Raw genomic sequence first — 18,518 nt, 5'->3', positions numbered from 1 at the left:
TCGGCCTCATCCGTTCTGGACCCAGGCGTGGTCGGGGTCGAGGTAGGGGATCATCTGCCGACCCTGGCCGGCCATCACCCACAGGTAGCAGAGGGAGTAGCCGGGGGCGGCCACGACCGGGTGGTAGCCGGCCGGGATGGCCGCGACGTCGCCGTCCCGTACGGTGAAGGCCTCCTCGCCCTGGCCGTCGTAGCGGAGCTGGATGCCGAAGCCGCCCTCCGGGTCCACCTTGAACAGGTAGACCTCCTCCAGCCGGACCTCTCGGGGCGGCTCGTGGGTGTCGTGCTTGTGCGGCGGATAGCTGGACCAGTTGCCGGGCGGGTTGATCGTCTCGCCGAGCAGCAGCCGCCCGGCGTCGTCGTCCGGGCCGAGGATCGTGCGCACCGTACGGGCCCAGTTGCCCTCGCCGCGCTCGTCGACGGCCTGGTCGGCCGGGCCGATGATCCGGGCCCGGCCGGGCGTGCCGTCGCCGAGCGGGGCCGAGGCGAGGACGATCTGCGCCGGGCCGCCCGTGGCGCGGAACCGCAGCGGCGTGCCGGGCGGGGCGTACACCGTGTGGCCCGGCCCGTCGAAGACGCCGGCGCGCCCGCCCGCCGTGCCGAGCCCGTCGACGTCGACGACGCCGGACAGGATCACGGCCGCGATCTCGGTGTCGCGGGTCAGGTCGAGGGTCTCGCCGTCGGCCAGGTCGGCCAGCTCCAGCCCGATCAGCTCGGTTTCCTTGCCCGGGGTCAGCAGGGTTCTCAATCTCTCTCCTTGATCTGGGTCACCAGCTGGGTCGGGTTGACGAAGCGCAGTGCCACGACGAGCAGTACCAGCATGGACATGGTGTAGAGGACCGCCATCGCGTCGATCTCCTGCTGCGCGCGGATGCCGGCCGAGGAGACGGAGTAGTAGAGCGCGACGACCAGCGTCTGGCTGTCCGGCCCCGCGGTGAGGAAGGTCAGCTCGAACATGCCGACCGTGCGCACGAGGATGAGGATCGCGGCGGCGAGCATGCCGGGGACGAGCAGTGGCCCGAGGATCCGGGTGAAGATCAGCCTCGTGCGCGCGCCGCACATCCGCGCGGCCGACTCGATCTTCGGGTCGATCTGCTCGATGAACGGCGTCATGACGAGGATGACGAACGGCACGGCCGGGACGAGATTGGCCAGGATGACGCCGGTCAGCCGGCCGGCCAGGTGGAACTTGTAGAGCACGGTGGCCAGCGGCACGCCGTAGGTGATCGGCGGGATGAGGATCGGCAGCAGGAACGCGACCATCAGCACGCGCTTGCCGGGGAAGGTCCGGCGGGCGAGGGCGTACGCGGCGGGCACGCCGACGAGCAGCGAGATCACCACGACCGCCAGGGCGACCTCCAGCGTGACGATCAGCACGCCGCCGAGGTCGAACTCGCGCCACGCCGTGCCGTACCAGTGCGCGGTCCAGCCGGAGGGCAGCCACCCGCCGAACCAGCGCGTGCCGAACGAGTCGACCACGACCGCACCCACGACGCCGGCCAGGATCAGCAGGAAGAAGACGACCGCGCCCCAGACCAGCCACGTTCCGGGCCGCAGCGCGACCCTCCGTCGGGTGATGGTGGTCATCCCTTGCCTCCCGTCGCACCGCGGTACAGCCGGGAGCGCCAGCCGAGCACCACGCCGATGACGACCAGCTCGACGGCGCCCATGATCATGGCGATCGCCGAGGCCATCGAGTAGTCGTACTGCTCGAACGCCGCGTGGAAGGCCGCGATCGAGATCACCCGGGTCGATCCGGCCGGGTCGCCGACCATGATCGCTGAGGGGAAGACCGAGAACGCCAGCACGAACGACAGGCAGAACGTGATGCCCAGGCCGGGCGCCAGCAACGGCAGCGTGATGTACCGGAACCGCTGCCACCAGCCCGCGCCGAGCGTCGCCGCCGCCCGCTCCAGCGTCGGGTCGATGCCGGACAGGTAGGACAGCGTCAGCAGGAACGCGAACGGGAACCCGGAGATGACCAGCGAGAACAGCACGCCCCAGTAGTTGTGCGTGAGGCGCACGGGGTGGTCGGTGAGATGCAGGTCGAGCAGGAGGCGGTTCAGCCAGCCGGTGGGTCCCATGAACGCCAGCAGGCCCTCGGCGGTCAGCACCGTGCCGAGCGCGATCGGCACGACGAGGATCGTGGTGATCGTCCGTTTGCCGCGGAACCGGCCGCGCATCCGGTACGCGATCGGCACCGACGCGAGGACGTTGAACAGGGCGGCGGGCAGGCCGAGCTTGAGCGTGGTCCAGATCGTGTTCCGCAGGTACGGGTCGGCGAAGAACGCGTGGTAGTCGGCGAAGGCCCCAGAGCCGTACCGCTGGACCGTCTCCGAACCGGGCTGCGGCTGGAAGGACAGCTGCAGCCCGTACACGAACGGATAGACGAACAGCGCCACGATGAACAGCACGGCCGGCAGCAGGAGCAGCAGCGTACGGTCCACGCCCCGGTCGGCCAGGCGGTGCCGCAGGGCCATCCGCGGCGCCGCCACCTGGACCGCCATCTAGGCCGCCTCCCCGGACGGCGCCGCCGGGCTCTCGGCGGCGAAGACCAGCACCCGCTCCGGCGGCACCGACACGGTCACCCGGTCGCCCGGGGCCAGGCGCGTCGGCGCGCGCAGGTGGAGCGGGCCGCCCTCTGCCGTACGGGCCTGGATCGCCTGCTCGCGGCCCTGGTACTCCACGACCTCGACGTCGACCTCCATGGCGTTCGGCCCGTCTCCCACGGTGAAGTCCTCGGGCCGGATCGCGGCGACCGCGACCTCGCCGAGGTCTTCGCGGCGCGTCCCGGTCAGGTCGCCCAGGACCACGGTCTTGTCCGTGACCGAGGTCACGGGCAGCTCCAGCTCGTTGCGGTACCCCATGAACCCGGCCACGAAGCGGTTGGCGGGCTCGGAGTAGACCTCCTCGGGCGTGCCGACCTGCTGGACCCGGCCCTGCCGCAGGAGCACGAGCCGGTCCGCCAGCGAGAGCGCCTCCTCCTGGTCGTGCGTCACGTAGACGGTCGTGAGCCCCAGCGTCTGGTGGATGCGCTTGATCTCGGTGCGCATCTCCAGCCGCAGCTTGGCGTCGAGGTTGGACAGCGGCTCGTCCATGAGCACGAGCGCGGGTTCGAGGACGATCGCGCGGGCGATCGCGACGCGCTGCTGCTGACCGCCGGACAGCTGGGCGGGGAACTTCCCCGCGTGGTCCTCCAGCTGGACGAGGGCGAGCGCCTCGTCCACGCGCCGCCGGGCCTCGGCCTTGGCGACCCGCGCCATCCGCAGGCCGAAGCCGATGTTGGCCCGTACGGACATGTGCGGGAACAGCGCGTAGTTCTGGAAGACCATCCCGAACCCGCGCTGCTCCGGGGGCACGGTGTCGATCCGCCTCTCGTCGAGGGTGATCGAACCCTCGCTCAGCGGCAGCAGGCCGGCCAGGCAGTTCAGCGCGGTCGACTTTCCGCAGCCGGAGGGGCCGAGCAGCGCCACGAACTCGCCGCCCCTGATCGTCAGGTCGAGGCCGTCCAGGGCCGTCACGCCCCCGAAGCCGCGGCTCACGTGGTCGAGCCGCAGCTCCGAGATCCTGCTGTCGGTCACTTGCGGACCTTTCCGCTGCCCACGGTGCGGTCCCACTGGTCGAACGCGGCCACCTGCTGCTCGGCCGGCAGCGAGGTCTCCTTGGGGAACGTGGCGATCCACTCGTCGTACTCCGGGCGGCCGAACTGCTGGATGACCTGCTGGGACTTCTGCGGCGCCATCTGCACGGTGACCCCGCTGACCGCCGGGCCCGGGTAGAAGTAGCCGGTGTCGTAGGCCTTGGCCTGCTGCTGTGGCGTGAGCATCCACTTGATCAGCTGCAGGTCCGCGGACAACACGTCGGCGGAGACGCCGGTCGGCACGACGGCGTACTGGGCGTCGGTCACCCAGTGCATGCCCTTGAGGGCGGCGACCTTGTCCCCGGCCGGCACCTGGCCGAGCGCGCGCGGGTTGATGTCCCAGCCGGTGGTCGTGGCGATGATGTCGGCCGACCCGTTGGCCAGGTTCGCCATCGTCTCGGAGGTCTTGGAGGGGTAGTAGTCGACGTACTTGCTGAGCTCCTGGAGGTAGGCCCAGGTCTTGGCCCAGCCGGCCTTGGGGTCCTTGGGGTCGCTGTCGCCGAGGATGTAGGGCAGGCCCATGAGGAACGTACGGCCGGGGCCGGAGTTGGCCGGGCGGGCGTACTGGAACTTCTTCGGGTGTGCCTTGGCCCACGCGAGCAGGTCCTGTACGGTCGCCGGCGGCTTGGTGACCGTCCTGGGGTTGTACTCGATGAGCGGCCCGGAGGGGTAGTAGACGATCTCGACGCCGTGGCCCTGCGCGAGCTCCTGCATCTTCTGCGCGGGCGGCAGGTAGTTCGCGGCGCCCATACGGCTCGCGTAGTCATCGGTCTTGACCCACAGCTTCTGGGAGATGCCGGCCGCGAGCCCGTCGGTGCCGGTGAGGACCAGCCCGATCTGCACCTGCCCCGCGCTCTGCTGCGCCTTGATCTTGCCGGGCAGCTCCGGCGCGGTGGCCGTGGTGTAGGTGACCTTCTTGATGACCTTCGGGTGCGTCTGGACGAACTCGTCGATCATGCCCTTGGTGAGCTGGAGGTTGCCCGCGACGTCGATGATGTTGAGCGTCACCGCCTTCTTCGGGCTGTTCGGCACCTTGTCCGGGGAGAGGTCCTTGGCCCCTCCCCCGGCGCTCGGCGAGCCGCAGGCGCCCACCAGGACGAACACCGCCGCGAGGCACAACTTCTTAGCGCGCATTCGGGGATTCACCTTCCGGTCGGATCGGGCGGTACGGCGGTCGACGCCCGCACGATCAGCTGACATTCGAGTTCCCGGCGCGGATCCCCCGCGGCGCCGGTGACGGTCAGGAGGCTGACGAGCAGGTCGACGGCCACGCGGCCCGCTCGCTCGTTCTGCATCGACACGGTGGTCAGCGGCGGGGTGGCCATGCCCGCCATCAAGATGTCGTCGAACCCGACGACGCTCATCTGCCCGGGTACGGACACGCCCCGGTCGGCCAGCCGGGACATCACGCCCAGCGCCATCAGGTCGTTGTAGGCGATGATCGCCGTCACGCCCTCGGCCAGCGCCAGGTCGGCGGCGTGCGGGCCGCCCTCGAAGCGCGGGGCGAACGGCCCCAGCTCGACGATCTCGATGCCCTGCCGGGCCGCGCGGCGCAGGCCGCGCCGGCGTTCCCGGTTGGACCACGAGGCGCGCGGCCCGTTCAGGAAGGCGATCCGGCGGTGCCCGAGCGCCGCGAGATGGTCGACCGCCTGCCGCATGCCGCCGGCCGTGTCCATCAGGACCGCCGGCTGGTCGCCGACCTGGCGGTTGACGAACACCAGGGAGGTGCTGCCGACGATGCGTTCGAGCTGGGCGGCCGACATGCGGGAGGAGCAGAGGATCACGCCGTCGACCTGCTTGGCCATGGCCTGGACGAGGGCGACCTCCTCGGTGGCGTTCTCGTCGCAGTCCGCGAGGAAGACGGCGTAGTCGGCCTCGCGAGCGCGGGACTGCACTCCCTTCAGCACGTTGGGAAAGAAGGGGTTCGACAGGTCGGGGACGATCACGCCGAGGTTTCCGGTCCTGCCGGTGATCAGCCCCCGCGCGGCGCGGTTCGGGCGGTAGCCCAGCCGTTCCGCGGTCGCGAGCACGAAGTGCCGGGTCTCGTCTCTCACCATCTCCGGCGCCGTGAACGCGCGGGACACGGTGGACACCGAGACCCCCGCCTCACGGGCCACATCCTGGATGGTCACCGGCACGAGTGCTCCTTGACGGGATGAATGAGTGAAACTCTGCAATCCTTTGCAGAGCGCGTCAATGTGACCTTTGGGTCAGGAAACCCTTACCGGATTTACCCGCCGCCGAGCAGGATTCTGGTGTTGTCCCAGCCCTCGAGGCCAGGGTCGAGACGCGTGAGGTCCCGGGGCGTACGGAGGCGGTGCCAGCCGGGCCCGGAGCGTACGGCGCCGGGGCGCCCGGCGGCGGCGCGCAGCCGGCTCGGGGCGTCTTCGGTGTCGAGGTCGATCTCACCGATCCACGGCGCGGCCGGCAGCCGGGCGGCCAGGGCGACGAGGCCGCCGTCCTTGGCCGGGCAGATCGCGACCTCTCCGCCACCGAGGGCGCGGAAGAGCTTTCCGAGCAGCAGGGGCGGCAGGTCCGGGGCGTCGTGGGCGACGACGGCCGCCTGGTCGGCGCCGAGGCCGGTCAGCGCGTCGAGCAGCGCCCGCAGGCCGTCCGTACGGACGATCTCGGTGCCCGGCCAGGTGATCGACGCGGCGTCATCGTCGTCGTCGGTGAGGGCGAGGACGGGGGTGACGAACTCCAAGCCGGCGACGACCTCATAGGTGTCCTCGATCACGGCGAGCCGGAACTCCGCCGGGTCGGCACCCGGCGGGGTCGCGACCTCGCGTCCGGCGAGGACGGCGACGAATCGGGCCGTCACGCGACGGGCTCTCCGTCCGTCAGGGGCAGACCGGCGGTGGCGGCGACGCCTTCGAGGTAGCCGCGGGCGCGCTCGGTCTTGGGGTAGCGGTTGACGAGTTTCCAGAACGAGGGCCCGTGACCGGGCTCCAGCAGGTGCGTCAGCTCGTGCAGCAGGACGTAGTCGACGACCCAGCCGGGCATGCCTCGGAGCTGTATGGACAGCCGGATGGAGCCGTCGTCGGGCGTACAGGAGCCCCAGCGGCTGCGCTGGTTGCTGACCCAGCGCACGCTCAGGGGCGCGGCGCGGCCGTCGAGATAGCGTGTCGACAGCTCACGGGCACGGTCGAACAGCACGTCGTCACTCGGGTGCCGGCGCTGCTCACGCCTCGCCAGCCTCTCCAGCACCGTCGCGATCCATTCCTGCTCTTCGGCGGCGCTCAACCCGGCCGGCATCATCACGACCGTCTTGTCACCGTCGCGGCGCGCGGTCACCGTACGGCGGCGCCGTGAGCTGCGACGGACTTCAATCTCGCCTGTGGGGGGCACCGTAGCACCGTACCGAAAACTTTGTTTTCTCCACAGGGGGTGGATCGCATCGATGCAGGTAGAACCGGGGTAATTGATTCATCCCCAGGGCTATCCACATCCTTGTACGCAGTCTGTCCACAGCGACACCCCGCGCCGTCCCCACCTAGGTCCCCAGCCTCGTCCACAGGACTCGTTGCGCTCCTGAGGACCCGGCTCCTACCGTCGGTGCACGGACCGGTGCCCGGCTGGGGAAGGGCGGCGACCGGCCCGTCGGGACTTCAGCGGCCGGTGAACCTCGGGACGCGTTTCTCCCGCTGGGCGGCGATCCCCTCGGCCAGATCCGCCGAGGCCATGGTCACGGGCTGGGCGAGCGACTCCCATCGCAGGGCCGCCTCCAGGCTCGGCGGCCCGCCGCCGGCCAGGGCCGCCTTGGTCAGCCTCGTCGCGACCGGCGCCCGCGCCGCGATCTCCGCGGCGACGCCGAGCGCCTCGCCGAGCACGTCCTCGCGGGGCACCGCCCGGTTGACCAGCCCGTACCGCTCGGCCTGCGCCCCGGTCACCACCCGGCCGGTGAAGAGCATCTCTCGGGCCAGCGGCAGGCCGCCCGCCTCGGGCAGGAGGTAGGTCGCGGCCATGCCCGGGTGGATGCCGAGGCGGGTGAAGGGCGCGACCAGCTTGGCGTCGACGGCGGCGTAACGCAGGTCACAGGCCAGCGCGAGGCACAGGCCGGCGCCGACGGCGGCCCCGTTGACCGCGGCGACGGTCGGCACCTCCAGGTCCCGGATCGACAGCCAGGTCCGGTAGAACTCCAGCATGTGGTCACGGAGCGGGGCGACCTCGACCTCACCGCGCTCGGCGATCCAGGTCAGGTCGCCACCCGAGGAGAAGGCGCTGCCGGCGCCGGTCACGACCACGCAGCGCAGTTCGGGATCTTCGCGCAGGCCGGCGACGACCTCGCGCCAGGCCGCCGTCATCGTGTCCGACATCGCGTTGCGCCGGTCGGGGTCGTCGAGGGTGAGCACGACGATCCCCTCCGGGCGCCGGTCCACTCGCAGCCGTTCGCTCATGCGCTCTCCTTCGCCGGAGGTGTGACCGTGGGCCCGTGCTCGCCTGTTCGCTCGCTCATGGCGGGAGGGTAATGTCCTCGCGTCCGGGGCGCTCGGGAGACCTAGTGAGGAAGCACACACTTACTCGTTTGGCCAGGTCATTTATGCTCAGAGGGACATGTCCCCAACATCTGGCGGTTCTCGCTATAGACGTGTCGCGTCTCTCCCGGACAATGAAGGCGTGATCGGACCGGACGGACGTCCCCAGCAGCCTCGCGGATGCGCGATCGAGCAGGTAGGCGAATGAGCGATCTCCCCCGTCGTGCCGTGACACGTTCAGCCAAGCTGGCCTCGCTCCCGATCGGCTTCGCCGGACGGACGGCGCTCGGTGTCGGCAAACGTACGTTCGGTAAATCGGCCGAACTCGTCGCGGCCGAGATCCAGCAGCGGACCGCCGAGCAGCTGTTCAAGGTGCTCGGCGAGCTCAAGGGCGGGGCGATGAAGCTCGGCCAGATGCTGTCGATCTTCGAGGCCGCGCTGCCGCCGGAGATCGCCGGCCCGTACCGCGCCACGCTCACCCGCCTCCAGGAGGCGGCGCCGCCGCTGCCCGCCCGTACCGTGCACCGGGTCCTGTCCGAGGGACTCGGCGAGGACTGGCGGTCGCTGTTCGCCGAGTTCGACGACCGGCCCGCCGCGGCGGCCTCGATCGGCCAGGTGCACAAGGCGGTCTGGCACGACGGCCGTACCGTCGCGGTCAAGGTGCAGTACCCCGGTGCCGGGCAGGCGCTGCTGAGCGACTTCAACCAGCTCGCGCGGCTGGGCCGGCTCTTCTCCGCCCTGGCCCCCGGCCTGGACACCAAGTCGATGCTCGACGAGCTGCGGGAACGCGTCCGCGAGGAGCTCGACTACACCGTCGAGGCGGAGTCGCAGCAGGCCTTCGCCGAGGCGTACGCCGACGACCCGGACTTCTTCATCCCGCAGGTCATCGACCAGTCCGGCGACGTGCTGGTGACCGAGTGGATGGACGGCACCCCGCTGTCGGCGATCATCTCCGGCGGCACGCAGGAGCAGCGGGACCACGCGGGCCTGCTCTACTGCCGGTTCCTGTTCTCCGGCCCCGCGCGGTGCGGCATGCTGCACGCCGACCCGCACCCCGGCAACTACCGGCTGCTCGACGACGGGCGCCTCGGCGTCATCGACTTCGGCGCCGTCGACCGGCTGCCGGGCGGCTTCCACCGCCGCATCGGCGTGCTCATGCGGATCGGCACGCTGCTGGACATCGACCAGATCATGAAGGCCCTGCGCGAGGAGGGCTTCATCCGCGAGGGCGTCGAGATCGACGCCGAGTCGCTGCGGTCGTTCATCGTGCCGATCGCCGAACCGCTGATCGAGGACACGTTCAAGTTCTCGCGCGAGTGGCTGCGTCAGGAGTTCGCCCGGGTCACCGACCTGCGGCCGACCAACGTCGTACGGCAGCTCAACCTTCCGCCGTCGTACGTACTGATCCATCGGGTGGTGGCCGCCGGCACGGGCGTGCTGTGCCAGCTCGAGGCGGAGGGACCGTTCCGCGGCGAGGCGCTGCGCTGGGTGCCGGGCTTCGCGGGCGACGACCCCACCGACGAGATCGCCAGCTGATCTTCGGCGGCTACCAGTAGGTCGGGTCGAGGCGGCCTTCGATCGACCGGATGTTGTCCCTGCTGCAGCGGTCACAGAGGTGCTGCAGGCCCCGCTCGGTCACATCCGTGGTCCAGCCGAGCGATGACTCGGCGGTGGTTCCACATGACGAACAGCTGACCATGCCCGGTGTTCCCCTCTGTCGGCCTCACTCCTAGCATCACCGATCGACCGCCCCGGCGTGGACGAAACGCGGCCACATTGGTCAATGCGTTGCCTCGACCAGGACATCCCAACCACCGGCGGCGTCGCACGCACGATTTCGTCGTCGTCTCTCGCGGGCGGCGTCCCCGAGACGACAGGAACCCCCGGCAGTGTGGTGCCGGGGGTTCCTTCCGTGTTGGTCTGGTTCCGGTTGTGTGGGGGCCGTCAGCGCATGGTCAGCAGGCGCCTGAGACGCGAGGCGGTCAGCTCGGCGTCACGCCGGGCCCGGCGCGCGGCCCGCGCCTGGGCCATGCCGCGCCGGCGTGCCACTTCACGCTCGGCCTCGCGTATTCGTTCCTGGGACAGTTCTATGCTCAGCAAGCTCATCGGCTGCTCTTTCTCGATGTGTACGGTCTCGGTCGGCCGGGGCGTCATGCCGCTACCTCGGCGTTCTTGCGCGGACGGCCGCGCGGGCGCTTGCGGGGAACGACGACGCCACGGATGAAGAGCTCTCCACCCCAGACACCCCACGGCTCGCGGCGCTCGGTGGCGCCGGCGAGGCAGGCACGCCGGATCGGGCACTCGGCGCAGAGCGCCTTGGCCAGCTCGACGTCCTGGGGCGACTCGGCGAAGAAAAGCTCGGGCTCGTTCCGACAAGGAAGATCAAGGTTCTCGCTGATCGCGGTGAGTGCGAGGCCCAAGGTCTCCACCCCCTTTCTCGATTCGATCTCGTTTGGCTCGGTGTGGTGTTTGCCGAACACGGTGTTGCTCCAAAGAAAAAGGCCGCGGTTCCCGGGTATGGGATCCGCGGCCTGGAGGCCTGCTCAGAGCTCTCACTCTGGCGGTCTCCAGGGGGGCGGACCCAGCGACATGCGGATGCCGGTGTCCTCGACCTGGGCATTGCTCAGAACAGCAGCGGACTTGGCGAAGACATGCTGCTCCACCCGCTTTTCCACGCCATCAGGTCGCACGCGCCCATAGAGGGACGTGGCACCGAGAAGCGTGACGCGACGCGGGGACAGCACAGCCGTACGCGGGCATGCGGCGGCCCAAGCCGAGGAACCGAAGTCGTTACTCACAGGACTGCCACCGCCTCTCTCGTCCGGAGACCCCTCTGAGGGAGGGGTCCGTCATGTGCTCGCGAGAAGCGTACGATCGCTTCCCCGATGTGGGCAACGTATTTTTCACCTGCGATTTCTTATTTTTCTTCACGCTGTCGCGCGGCCTCGTACAGGAGCACCGTCGCGGCGGCCGCGGCGTTGAGCGAACTGGCCGCCCCGCCGATGGGGATCCGCACGGTCTCGTCGCAGGCAGCCAGCCACGCGGCGGACATCCCGCGGGTCTCGTTGCCGATCACTATCAGCACCGGACCGCCCAGATCGCGGCGGAAGATGTCGTGTGTTCCGGTCTCGTCCGTGCCGATGATCCGGATGTCCGCGGCGCGGGCCCACGCGACGACGTCCCCGGGCGAGGACACGCGGACGACCGGCACGGCGAACAGCGAGCCGGTGCTGGCGCGTACCGCCTTGGGGTCGTAGACGTCGGCGGCGTGCCCGGTCACGATCACGCCGGAGGCGCCGAACGCGTCGGCGGAGCGTACGACGGTGCCGATGTTGCCGGGGTCGCTGGGCCGGTCGAAGACGATCACCGGGCCGCCGGGCGTGATGCGGTCCAGGTCGTCCGGCGGCAGCGCGGCCACCGCGACGAGCTCGGCGTCGTCCTTGCCGGCCAGCTCGGCGAGCAGCTCGGGTGCCATCTCGACCCGCTCGGCACCGGTGTCGCGCAGCATGGCCTCGGCCCAGTCCGACAGCCGCCGCCCGGAGGCGTACAGGAGCGCCCGGATCGGCCGGCCGTGCTCGGCGGCGAGGGTGATCGGCCGTACGCCCTGGACGAGGAACTCCCCGCTGCGGTTGCGCTTGGTCCGGTTGGAGAGCAGAGCCTCCCACTGCTGAAACCGCGCGTTGCGCGTGCCGACCCGGCTCATGAGAGGCCTCCTGGCGGCGTCGCCGCGTGTCCGTCGGCGCCGGGTCGTTCGCGGCCCTTCTCGGTGACGCAGTGGACGACGACCGGGCCGGGCAGGTCCTTCGCCCGGCGTAGCGCGGCCTCGACGGCGGTGACGTCGTGGCCGTCGACCGGGCCGAGGTATCGCAGGTCCTGCCCTACCGGATGGGAGGAGCCGCCGCCGTCGTTGACGACGATCACGAGCGGCCGGTCGTCCCCGGCGAGGCCGTCGAGCGCCTCCCAGGCCGTGCCGCCGGTCACCGCGACGACGTGGGAGCGGTCACGGGCGGCCTTGGCGAGGCCGTCGGCCCAGCCGAGCGCGGTCCGCCGGTTCGCGGCGCCGTCGTGGGACGGGCCGCTCTTCCGGTCCTGACGCCCGGCCAGCAGCTCGTGCACGTGGCTCTGGTGGCCGGTGTCGAAGACGATCCGGTCCCGTGGCGCGTCGAAGACCCGGTGCAGGGCGACGGTGAGTTCGACCATCCCGAGGTTCGGGCCCAGGGGTCCGCCGGTACGGGCCGCGGCGTCGGCCAGGAACGCCCTGATCTCCTCCGACAGCCGGGACAGCTGGTCGCCGTCGAGCGCCTTCAGGTCCCGCGGTCCGCGGATCGACGTCATGATGCCCATGGGGAGGGCCTCCTCCATGATTGGTCCGGTCACTCTCGCGGGCCCGACCGGTCCGTACGGATGTGCGCGATGGCGCCGAGTGGGCCGCTTTCGTAGAACCGCAGGGGCTCGCGCTCAACCGCCTCGCGGGCTCGCCGTGCCATGGCCGGCAGAATGTTACCGGCTACCCTTGGCGCCGGTACCGGGTTCCCGCCGCTGATCCGACCGGCGTGAGGGCCGGGCCCGCGCCGAAGGTGTCGGCGCACAGTTGGGTGAAATGACGGAGGCCCGGCAGCAGCAGGATCCAGCCGGCCAGCGCCCAGCCGAGGTGCAGGTGCCCGGCCGCGTGCGCCCAGGCGGCGACGCCCTCGGCGCGTACGCCGTCGGATCGCTCGTACGTCATCCGCCGCAGGCCGGTGGGGTGGCTCTCGGCGGCGCGTACGGTCAGGGCGACCGGTGCCCGCCTGACGATCCAGCCGGCGACCGGGGCGCAACGGTCGCAGCCGCCCGCGATCCAGACGACGGCCGCCGGTGTTCCCGCATGCGGACGTCTCCTCGGCAGCCAGGGCCGGACGGCCGACCGGTAGCGGGTCCACGCCTCGCCGTGCAGCCCGCGCAGCTGGGCGTCCTCGTGCCAGGCGGCCAGGCCCGCGCCGTACGCGACGGCCACGACGGCGCCGGCGAGGAACCGCGGCTCGAGGACGCCCAGGAGCAGGTACGCGGCGGTCATCCCGGTCTGCATCGGATTGCGGACATAGGCGTACGGGCCGGACGTCACCAGGCGGACCGGCGGGTCGTACGGCAGCGGCGTCCCCCCTCCCGTCCGGGCGAACTCCCCCACCGCCGCGGCGACCAGCGCCGCGGGCACGGTCGAAAGCTGGACGACCAGGCCCAGCGTCCAGCCGGGACGGGCGGGCACCCCGCTCAGAGCGACCGGCAGGACGACCATCAGGCCCATGGCCAGCACGCCCTGCATCGCCACCCGCGTCATGAGGCGGCGGCCCTCGGCGGTCCACCGGCCCAGCAGCAGCCCGGGCACCAGGGCGACGGTGACCGCGGCCGTCTCCCCGATCAGCCACGTATCGCCCAGCCGCACCACCGGCTCGCCCATAGGCATCACGGCGAGGTCGAACCACACTGCGAGCGCCGCGACGAGGAACAGCGACGACCGGCGCAGCGCCAGCACCCCGACGCCGCCCCACAGGACCGCCCAGCCGAGCAGCAGGTCGACCGGTACGCCCGCGACGACGCCGCCCTCGGCCGCGTACGACCACCACCCGGCGCGGAGGGCGACGGCGTTGACCCCGGCGAGCGCCAGCAGGTTCCATCCGCAGCCGAGGATCAGCGCGGCGATCTCCCGCCGTCCGGGCGTACGGTGCCGGAGCATCACCATGACGGCGAGGACCGGGCCGAAGAGGCCGACCGCGCGGACCAGCGCCGTCACCCGGCTCTCCCGGTGAAGGTCTCGGCGAGGTAGGCGGCGGCCTCCCGCATGCCGTAGTGCTGGACCGGGCCGAAGTACCAGGCGGGATCGAACGTCCTGCGATACCGGAGGGTCACGGACAGCCGGGTCCCCTGCCAGCGGAACTCCGCCTCGGTGAACCGGAGCCACCGGGCGAGCGTGGTGTCGCGGCTGACCGCGAACACCGCGAGGCCGGGGGCGCGCCGGACGACCGTGAGGTCCATCGAGCGGGGCGTCGGCCTGGCGCCGATGCCCAGCGACCTACGCGGGGTGAAGTCGATGTGCCGGGTGGCGCCCGGTTCGAGGCCGGAGCCCTCGGCCCGTACGGGCTTGGGGAACTTGAGCCGCAGCAGCGGCGACCGAACCGGACCGAACACCGGCGCGGCCGCCAGTGCCCGGTCCAGATCGGTGCCGGCCGGAGCGTTCCGGGTGACCGTCACTTCGCCCCCGCGCGGAAGTGAGGTCACCGCGCCCTCGGCGCTGAGCAGCAGCGGGATGACCAGCAGTGCCTGCATGCCCCTGTGCTTGCGGACCGCGTCGGCGATCACGCCCACGACCGCGCCGCACAGGTAGAACAGCGGTGCCGCGACGACCAGGCAGACCATGCCCTCGTTGAGCAGCGGCCCGGCCAGCGCGAGCCCGATCGTGATGGTGACCATGTTCGCGCCGAACGTGGAGCGCGGCCGGGCGGTCGCCACGACCGTGAGCGCGATGAGCGCCGGGATCCCGACGTAGAACAGCGCGGTCTGCTCGAGGTGCCCGGCCTTGAGGATCTTGTACATGAGCATCGCGACGAAGAGCGCGGCCACCACGCCGAGCAGGGTGCGCCGGGCGGTCCGCTGCCGCCGGGGGTCGGGAACGACCATGGGCCACCTCATTCATCAACTGATTTAATCGGTCGATTAAACCGTACGATGAACTAGGGTGTTCGGGTTGTCAACCGGGGAGTGTCGTGAGCGGGCAGAACAGCACGGAGACCCGGGAACGCCTGATCGAGGCGGCCGCCCAGACGCTGCGCACCGTGGGCTACGCGGGCACGAGCGCCCGCACGATCGCGAAGGCCGCGGGCTGCAACTCGGCGCTGATCTTCTACCACTTCAACGGCGTCGACCCGCTGCTGCTGGCCGCCCTCGACCGCTCCTCGGAGCAGCGGATGGCCGCGCACCAGGAGGCGGTCGCCGGCGCCACGACCATCGAGGACCTGGTCGAGGTCGCGACCACGATCTACCAGGCCGACATCGAGGGCGGCCACATCACCTTGTTCACGGAGCTGATCGGCGCCGGCATCGCCCGGCCGGAACTGCGCCAGGAGATCGTGGTCCGGGCCGAGCCGTGGATCGAGTTCATCGAGACGACCCTGGACCGGGTGATCGGCGGCTCACCCCTGGCCAAGCTGATGCCACCACGCGATCTGGCGTACGCGGCGATCACCTTCTACCTGGGGATCAACCTGTTCACCCACCTGGACGCGGACCGCACCCGAACCGACGCGCTGTTCGGCCTGGCCGCCCGCGTCGCCCCCCGCGCCAAACTCCTGACGATGCGCCTCCCCCGCCGCAAATCCAAGCCTCCGGCGGAGTGAGCCGGTCAGGAGTCCTCACCCGGATCAGGCCCTCCCGGACCACGGAGACGACCAACTCGCCGTCCTGGGTGAAGACCTCTCCGCGCGCCAGGCCGCGGGCGCCTGAGGCGTTCGGATGCCCGCCGAGGACCTGGGAGGAATTGTCAAGACTTGCGGATGGGCTTGTATCGCTGCTTGCTGATCATCTGTTGTTTCGGCGGGATGTGGTCGACGGCGTTGCGGTCGAGGTTGCCGGCGTGGTCGCGTCGGCGAGTGCGGCTAGTACGGCGGTCGCAGCGGGTGGGTCGGGTGGGTCGCCGTAGGTGGCGGCGTAGATCTGGCGGTGGCGGCCGGTGAGTTCGGTGGCGTGGATGTCGGGTCGGCGGTGGGCTTGGAGCGCGAGGCCAGGCAGAGTGGCGACGCCGATGCCGGCGGCGACGAGGGATTGCACGACGACCATGTCGTCGCTGTGTGAGGCGATGCGGGGAGTGAAGCCCTCGTGCCGGCACAGGGCGTTCAGTTCGTTCTGGCACCGGTCGCAACCGTCGATCCAGGCGGAGTGGCGGTGGTTGGCGAGGCTGTCGCCGGGTCGCCGGCTGATGAGGTAGATCGGATCGTCGCCGAGGTGTTCGAGGCGGAATCCCTCCTCCTCGACGGGGGCGTCGGCGTAGCGGTAGACGAGGGCGATGTCGATCTCGCCGTGCCGCAGCATGCGTAGCGCTTCGACGGGGTGGCGGTCGAACAGGCTCAGCTGGAGACCTGGGTGCGCCTGGGCCAACGCGGCGACCGCCGTGGGCACGATGGTGCTCAGTGTGGATGCGTTGGCGGCCAGCCGGACCCGCCCGGCCTGCAGGCCGACCTGGGCGGCCAACTCGTTGGTCGCCGCGTCGACTCGGCCCAGGATCTCGGCGGACCGGTCGGCCAGCAACCGCCCTTCAGGCGTCAGCCGGATCCCGCGACCGATCCGCTGAACGAGTTTGACGCCGGTGGCCGCTTCCAGGCGGGCCAGGTGGTGACTCACCGACGGTTGGGAGTAGTGCAACTCCGCTGCCGCTTCGGTGACCGAGCCGTGTCGGGCCACCGCGGCCAGAACCTTGAGGTGGGTCAGGGTGAGCATAGATCAAGAATATTAATGCGTTCCCGGCGGAATTGACATTAGACGTCATGTGATGGCGCTTCCATGCTGGCACGTGACGGGAAGGTCACCGCGAAGGCGACGGCAGGTCGCCACGAGGAGGACGGCGCAAATGACCACACGGCTGGGCAGGGTGACCTGCGATCTGACGATCTCGGTCGACGGATACTCCGCAGGGCTCAACCAGAGCGAGCAACGGCCGTTCGGCGACGACGGCGGAGACGGCTGGGGCGACAAGCTGCACGCCTGGTATGCCGCTGCCGAGGAGAACCGGGTCGAGCTCGACCGGGGGACCGCGGCCAAAGCGTTCATCATGGGGCGCAACATGTTCGGCCCCGTGCGGGGCGAGTGGGACCGGCAGTGGAACGGCTGGTGGGGCGACAATCCGCCCTACCATGGCCCGGTCTTCGTGCTCACTCACCACGCGCGCGATCCGCAGCCGATGGACGGCGGCACCACGTTCCACTTCGTCACCGACGGAATCGAATCCGCGCTGAAACGTGCACGCGAGGCGGTCGGGGACGGCGCCATCTCCATCCATGGCGGCGCGACCACCGTCAACCAGTACCTCGCCGCCGGCCTGATCGACGAGCTGCGGCTGCACATCGTGCCGCTCACGCTCGGCGCCGGCACGCGACTGTTCGACGGCGTCGGGCCACTGAATCTGCGGCAGGTGGAGTCGCGAGCAGCGAACTCGGTCACGCACCTGACCTATCGCGTGCTGCCCTGACCCGGAAGGCAGCGTCGCGCACTCTCAGGGGAGATCACCATGAAACCTGATGACGCCCCGCAGACCTTCGTCCACGACGTGGAACTCGTGGTCGGCAGCACCGGCGACGAGCACGAGATCACCAAGCGGGTCGCGGAGCGGTTGTCCGCCCTCCTGTCCGGCGACTACCGGCTCCCACCCGAGGTCCCACGCCCATCGGACGAGCGCCATGTCAACCATCCCCTTCACATCGCTGCCGACGACGGCTGGTCGTTGGCCTGCGCCGTCTGGAACGTAGGTCAACGCACACCCGTGCACGGACATGGGACATGGGACATGGGGCGTGTCCGATGGTTCGTCTCGGGCTGGAACGCCCCGGCAGCAGACGGTTCATCCATGGCCCGTGAGGAACCGGCGACGGCCCGCACCGGGCCAGACTCCGACCTGTTGTCACGATGTGCGGATCAAGATCTTTGAGCGGAATCCTCGGCGGGTCGTTCAGCCAGGGCCTCTCCGTGCCCATAGGCGCTTGACCTGTGAGAATTGAGCCGTCTGTCCAACCCCTCGCTCTGTGTCTGGAGGCCATCGCACATGACCTGCGAACATCAGGTCCCTTTCGGCCTACCAGGGCGGCGATGCGGACTATGTGCGACCGCTATTCAATCCGGCGGACGTATGGGATCACGAACGCGACCAGTTGCTAGCGACCCAGGAGGGAACCTGCGCGATCTGCCGCTATCCCGACGACCGGGCCGAGGGAGACCTACGGCACCCAGTAGATCACGATCATTCCTGCTGTCCCGGAAGGTCCGTCAACCGCTGCTGTGTGCGAGGCGTGCTGTGTGATAGACACTGGCCTCCATCAATCTGGCACCGCTCGGCTGTTTCATCAGAAGCCGCGTTTCACCAGATCAGGAGTCCTTGACGCGGATCAGGCCGTCCTGGACGACCGAGACGACCAGATCGCCGTCGCGGGTGCACTACCTCGCCCCGCGCCAGGCCGCGGGCGCCGGAGGCGTTCGAGCGTCCCGATCGCACCGCGCCCCGGAAAGCGCTTGGCCGCGCAGAGGGCACCGCAGGTCGTCTTGCCGGAAGTGACCGGCCGAGGCGATCACGCGGGCCTGGCAACGCGTCTGCGCTCTCCCGGATACCACCTGACCAGCACGAACTCGTCCCCGCGAGCGCGAAAGGAGAACCCGGGCCGCCGGCCGGCC

General features: G+C 70.5%; 21 protein-coding genes and 1 pseudogene. 5 read left to right on the top strand and 17 right to left on the bottom strand.

The window, feature by feature from the left end; all coding sequences use genetic code 11:
- Nucleotides 1-6 precede the first annotated feature (6 nt).
- The 9 genes from QWU11_RS09360 to QWU11_RS09320 all read right to left on the bottom strand — a co-directional run bounded on the left by QWU11_RS09360 (nucleotide 7) and on the right by QWU11_RS09320 (nucleotide 8,036).
- Nucleotides 7-747 (bottom strand): 5-deoxy-glucuronate isomerase, encoded by a 741-nt coding sequence (locus tag QWU11_RS09360; RefSeq protein ID WP_290104660.1) that lies wholly within the window; start codon nucleotides 745-747, stop codon nucleotides 7-9.
- Entirely contained in the window at nucleotides 744-1,586 is an 843-nt protein-coding gene (locus QWU11_RS09355; protein ID WP_290104659.1) for an ABC transporter permease, read from the bottom strand. The genes QWU11_RS09360 and QWU11_RS09355 overlap by 4 nt, the downstream gene beginning before the upstream one ends.
- Nucleotides 1,583-2,506: a sugar ABC transporter permease gene (locus QWU11_RS09350; RefSeq protein ID WP_290104658.1), complete on the bottom strand. Its 924-nt coding sequence runs from the start codon at nucleotides 2,504-2,506 to the stop codon at nucleotides 1,583-1,585. The genes QWU11_RS09355 and QWU11_RS09350 overlap by 4 nt, the downstream gene beginning before the upstream one ends.
- On the bottom strand, nucleotides 2,507-3,580 hold the full coding sequence (locus tag QWU11_RS09345) for an ABC transporter ATP-binding protein (protein WP_290104657.1): 1,074 nt from the start codon (nucleotides 3,578-3,580) through the stop codon (nucleotides 2,507-2,509).
- On the bottom strand, nucleotides 3,577-4,773 hold the full coding sequence (locus QWU11_RS09340) for an extracellular solute-binding protein (protein WP_290104656.1): 1,197 nt from the start codon (nucleotides 4,771-4,773) through the stop codon (nucleotides 3,577-3,579). The genes QWU11_RS09345 and QWU11_RS09340 overlap by 4 nt, the downstream gene beginning before the upstream one ends.
- Nucleotides 4,774-4,781: 8 nt before the next feature.
- A complete protein-coding gene (locus QWU11_RS09335) occupies nucleotides 4,782-5,771 on the bottom strand; it encodes a LacI family DNA-binding transcriptional regulator (protein ID WP_290104655.1) in 990 nt (329 codons plus the stop codon).
- Nucleotides 5,772-5,869: 98 nt separating this feature from the next.
- Nucleotides 5,870-6,460 (bottom strand): DUF2064 domain-containing protein, encoded by a 591-nt coding sequence (locus QWU11_RS09330; RefSeq protein WP_290104654.1) that lies wholly within the window; start codon nucleotides 6,458-6,460, stop codon nucleotides 5,870-5,872.
- Nucleotides 6,457-6,933, bottom strand: coding sequence for a YgjP-like metallopeptidase domain-containing protein (locus tag QWU11_RS09325; protein ID WP_290104696.1), 477 nt, complete (start codon nucleotides 6,931-6,933; stop codon nucleotides 6,457-6,459). The genes QWU11_RS09330 and QWU11_RS09325 overlap by 4 nt, the downstream gene beginning before the upstream one ends.
- Before the next feature lie 314 nt (nucleotides 6,934-7,247).
- Complete coding sequence (locus QWU11_RS09320) at nucleotides 7,248-8,036, bottom strand: enoyl-CoA hydratase-related protein (RefSeq protein WP_290104653.1); 789 nt, start codon at nucleotides 8,034-8,036, stop codon at nucleotides 7,248-7,250.
- 282 nt (nucleotides 8,037-8,318) lie between these two features.
- On the opposite strand from QWU11_RS09320, the gene QWU11_RS09315 reads away from it, so the two are divergent.
- Nucleotides 8,319-9,650: an AarF/ABC1/UbiB kinase family protein gene (locus QWU11_RS09315; RefSeq protein WP_290104652.1), complete on the top strand. Its 1,332-nt coding sequence runs from the start codon at nucleotides 8,319-8,321 to the stop codon at nucleotides 9,648-9,650.
- Between the two features lie 408 nt (nucleotides 9,651-10,058).
- Here QWU11_RS09315 and QWU11_RS09310 read toward each other — a convergent pair whose 3' ends face one another.
- The 6 genes from QWU11_RS09310 to QWU11_RS09285 form a co-directional block, all read right to left on the bottom strand.
- A complete protein-coding gene (locus tag QWU11_RS09310; protein ID WP_290104651.1) occupies nucleotides 10,059-10,220 on the bottom strand; it encodes a hypothetical protein in 162 nt (53 codons plus the stop codon).
- A 44-nt stretch (nucleotides 10,221-10,264) separates the two neighbouring features.
- The gene (locus tag QWU11_RS09305; RefSeq protein ID WP_290104695.1) at nucleotides 10,265-10,534 is read right to left on the bottom strand and encodes a WhiB family transcriptional regulator; all 270 of its coding nucleotides are present in this window, start codon (nucleotides 10,532-10,534) and stop codon (nucleotides 10,265-10,267) included.
- Between the two features lie 497 nt (nucleotides 10,535-11,031).
- Nucleotides 11,032-11,817, bottom strand: a complete 786-nt coding sequence (locus tag QWU11_RS09300) for a TrmH family RNA methyltransferase (RefSeq protein ID WP_290104650.1) — start codon at nucleotides 11,815-11,817, stop codon at nucleotides 11,032-11,034.
- Nucleotides 11,814-12,458, bottom strand: coding sequence for a 1-deoxy-D-xylulose-5-phosphate synthase N-terminal domain-containing protein (locus QWU11_RS09295; RefSeq protein WP_354670820.1), 645 nt, complete (start codon nucleotides 12,456-12,458; stop codon nucleotides 11,814-11,816). The genes QWU11_RS09300 and QWU11_RS09295 overlap by 4 nt, the downstream gene beginning before the upstream one ends.
- A 163-nt stretch (nucleotides 12,459-12,621) precedes the next feature.
- Nucleotides 12,622-13,881 carry a methyltransferase gene (locus tag QWU11_RS09290; RefSeq protein WP_290104649.1) on the bottom strand — a complete coding sequence of 420 codons (1,260 nt, stop codon included), beginning with the start codon at nucleotides 13,879-13,881 and terminating at the stop codon, nucleotides 12,622-12,624.
- Nucleotides 13,878-14,765: a hypothetical protein gene (locus tag QWU11_RS09285; protein WP_290104648.1), complete on the bottom strand. Its 888-nt coding sequence runs from the start codon at nucleotides 14,763-14,765 to the stop codon at nucleotides 13,878-13,880. The genes QWU11_RS09290 and QWU11_RS09285 overlap by 4 nt, the downstream gene beginning before the upstream one ends.
- Nucleotides 14,766-14,851: 86 nt before the next feature.
- On the opposite strand from QWU11_RS09285, the gene QWU11_RS09280 reads away from it, so the two are divergent.
- Entirely contained in the window at nucleotides 14,852-15,481 is a 630-nt protein-coding gene (locus QWU11_RS09280; protein ID WP_290104647.1) for a TetR/AcrR family transcriptional regulator, read from the top strand.
- Between the two features lie 16 nt (nucleotides 15,482-15,497).
- Here the strand turns inward: QWU11_RS09280 and QWU11_RS09275 are convergent.
- Both QWU11_RS09275 and QWU11_RS09270 read right to left on the bottom strand, forming a co-directional pair.
- A pseudogene (locus QWU11_RS09275) lies at nucleotides 15,498-15,596 on the bottom strand (acyl-CoA thioesterase II); the annotation flags it as partial.
- 66 nt (nucleotides 15,597-15,662) lie between these two features.
- The gene (locus tag QWU11_RS09270) at nucleotides 15,663-16,577 is read right to left on the bottom strand and encodes a LysR family transcriptional regulator (RefSeq protein ID WP_290104646.1); all 915 of its coding nucleotides are present in this window, start codon (nucleotides 16,575-16,577) and stop codon (nucleotides 15,663-15,665) included.
- A gap of 130 nt (nucleotides 16,578-16,707) precedes the next feature.
- On the opposite strand from QWU11_RS09270, the gene QWU11_RS09265 reads away from it, so the two are divergent.
- The 3 genes from QWU11_RS09265 to QWU11_RS47270 all read left to right on the top strand — a co-directional run bounded on the left by QWU11_RS09265 (nucleotide 16,708) and on the right by QWU11_RS47270 (nucleotide 18,229).
- Complete coding sequence (locus QWU11_RS09265; protein WP_290104645.1) at nucleotides 16,708-17,325, top strand: dihydrofolate reductase family protein; 618 nt, start codon at nucleotides 16,708-16,710, stop codon at nucleotides 17,323-17,325.
- Nucleotides 17,326-17,364: 39 nt separating this feature from the next.
- Complete coding sequence (locus QWU11_RS09260; RefSeq protein ID WP_290104644.1) at nucleotides 17,365-17,781, top strand: hypothetical protein; 417 nt, start codon at nucleotides 17,365-17,367, stop codon at nucleotides 17,779-17,781.
- 169 nt (nucleotides 17,782-17,950) lie between these two features.
- Nucleotides 17,951-18,229: an endonuclease domain-containing protein gene (locus QWU11_RS47270; protein ID WP_354670819.1), complete on the top strand. Its 279-nt coding sequence runs from the start codon at nucleotides 17,951-17,953 to the stop codon at nucleotides 18,227-18,229.
- Nucleotides 18,230-18,518 lie beyond the last annotated feature (289 nt).

This window comes from Actinomadura sp. DC4 (assembly GCF_030406325.1).
Classification (GTDB): domain Bacteria; phylum Actinomycetota; class Actinomycetes; order Streptosporangiales; family Streptosporangiaceae; genus Actinoallomurus.
This window is presented reverse-complemented; position numbering and strand designations above follow the sequence as displayed.

Bases quoted from the DNA above. Each gene is read 5' to 3' on its own strand.
- QWU11_RS09355 (WP_290104659.1), bottom strand. From the start codon at position 1,586: ATGACCACCATCACCCGACGGAGGGTCGCGCTGCGGCCCGGAACGTGG.
- QWU11_RS09350 (WP_290104658.1), bottom strand. From the start codon at position 2,506: ATGGCGGTCCAGGTGGCGGCGCCGCGGATGGCCCTGCGGCACCGCCTG.
- QWU11_RS09340 (WP_290104656.1), bottom strand. From the start codon at position 4,773: ATGCGCGCTAAGAAGTTGTGCCTCGCGGCGGTGTTCGTCCTGGTGGGC.
- QWU11_RS09320 (WP_290104653.1), bottom strand. From the start codon at position 8,036: ATGAGCGAACGGCTGCGAGTGGACCGGCGCCCGGAGGGGATCGTCGTG.
- QWU11_RS09315 (WP_290104652.1), top strand. From the start codon at position 8,319: ATGAGCGATCTCCCCCGTCGTGCCGTGACACGTTCAGCCAAGCTGGCC.
- QWU11_RS09310 (WP_290104651.1), bottom strand. From the start codon at position 10,220: ATGAGCTTGCTGAGCATAGAACTGTCCCAGGAACGAATACGCGAGGCC.
- QWU11_RS09300 (WP_290104650.1), bottom strand. From the start codon at position 11,817: ATGAGCCGGGTCGGCACGCGCAACGCGCGGTTTCAGCAGTGGGAGGCT.
- QWU11_RS09295 (WP_354670820.1), bottom strand. From the start codon at position 12,458: ATGGGCATCATGACGTCGATCCGCGGACCGCGGGACCTGAAGGCGCTC.
- QWU11_RS09285 (WP_290104648.1), bottom strand. From the start codon at position 14,765: ATGGTCGTTCCCGACCCCCGGCGGCAGCGGACCGCCCGGCGCACCCTG.
- QWU11_RS09270 (WP_290104646.1), bottom strand. From the start codon at position 16,577: ATGCTCACCCTGACCCACCTCAAGGTTCTGGCCGCGGTGGCCCGACAC.
- QWU11_RS09265 (WP_290104645.1), top strand. From the start codon at position 16,708: ATGACCACACGGCTGGGCAGGGTGACCTGCGATCTGACGATCTCGGTC.
- QWU11_RS09260 (WP_290104644.1), top strand. From the start codon at position 17,365: ATGAAACCTGATGACGCCCCGCAGACCTTCGTCCACGACGTGGAACTC.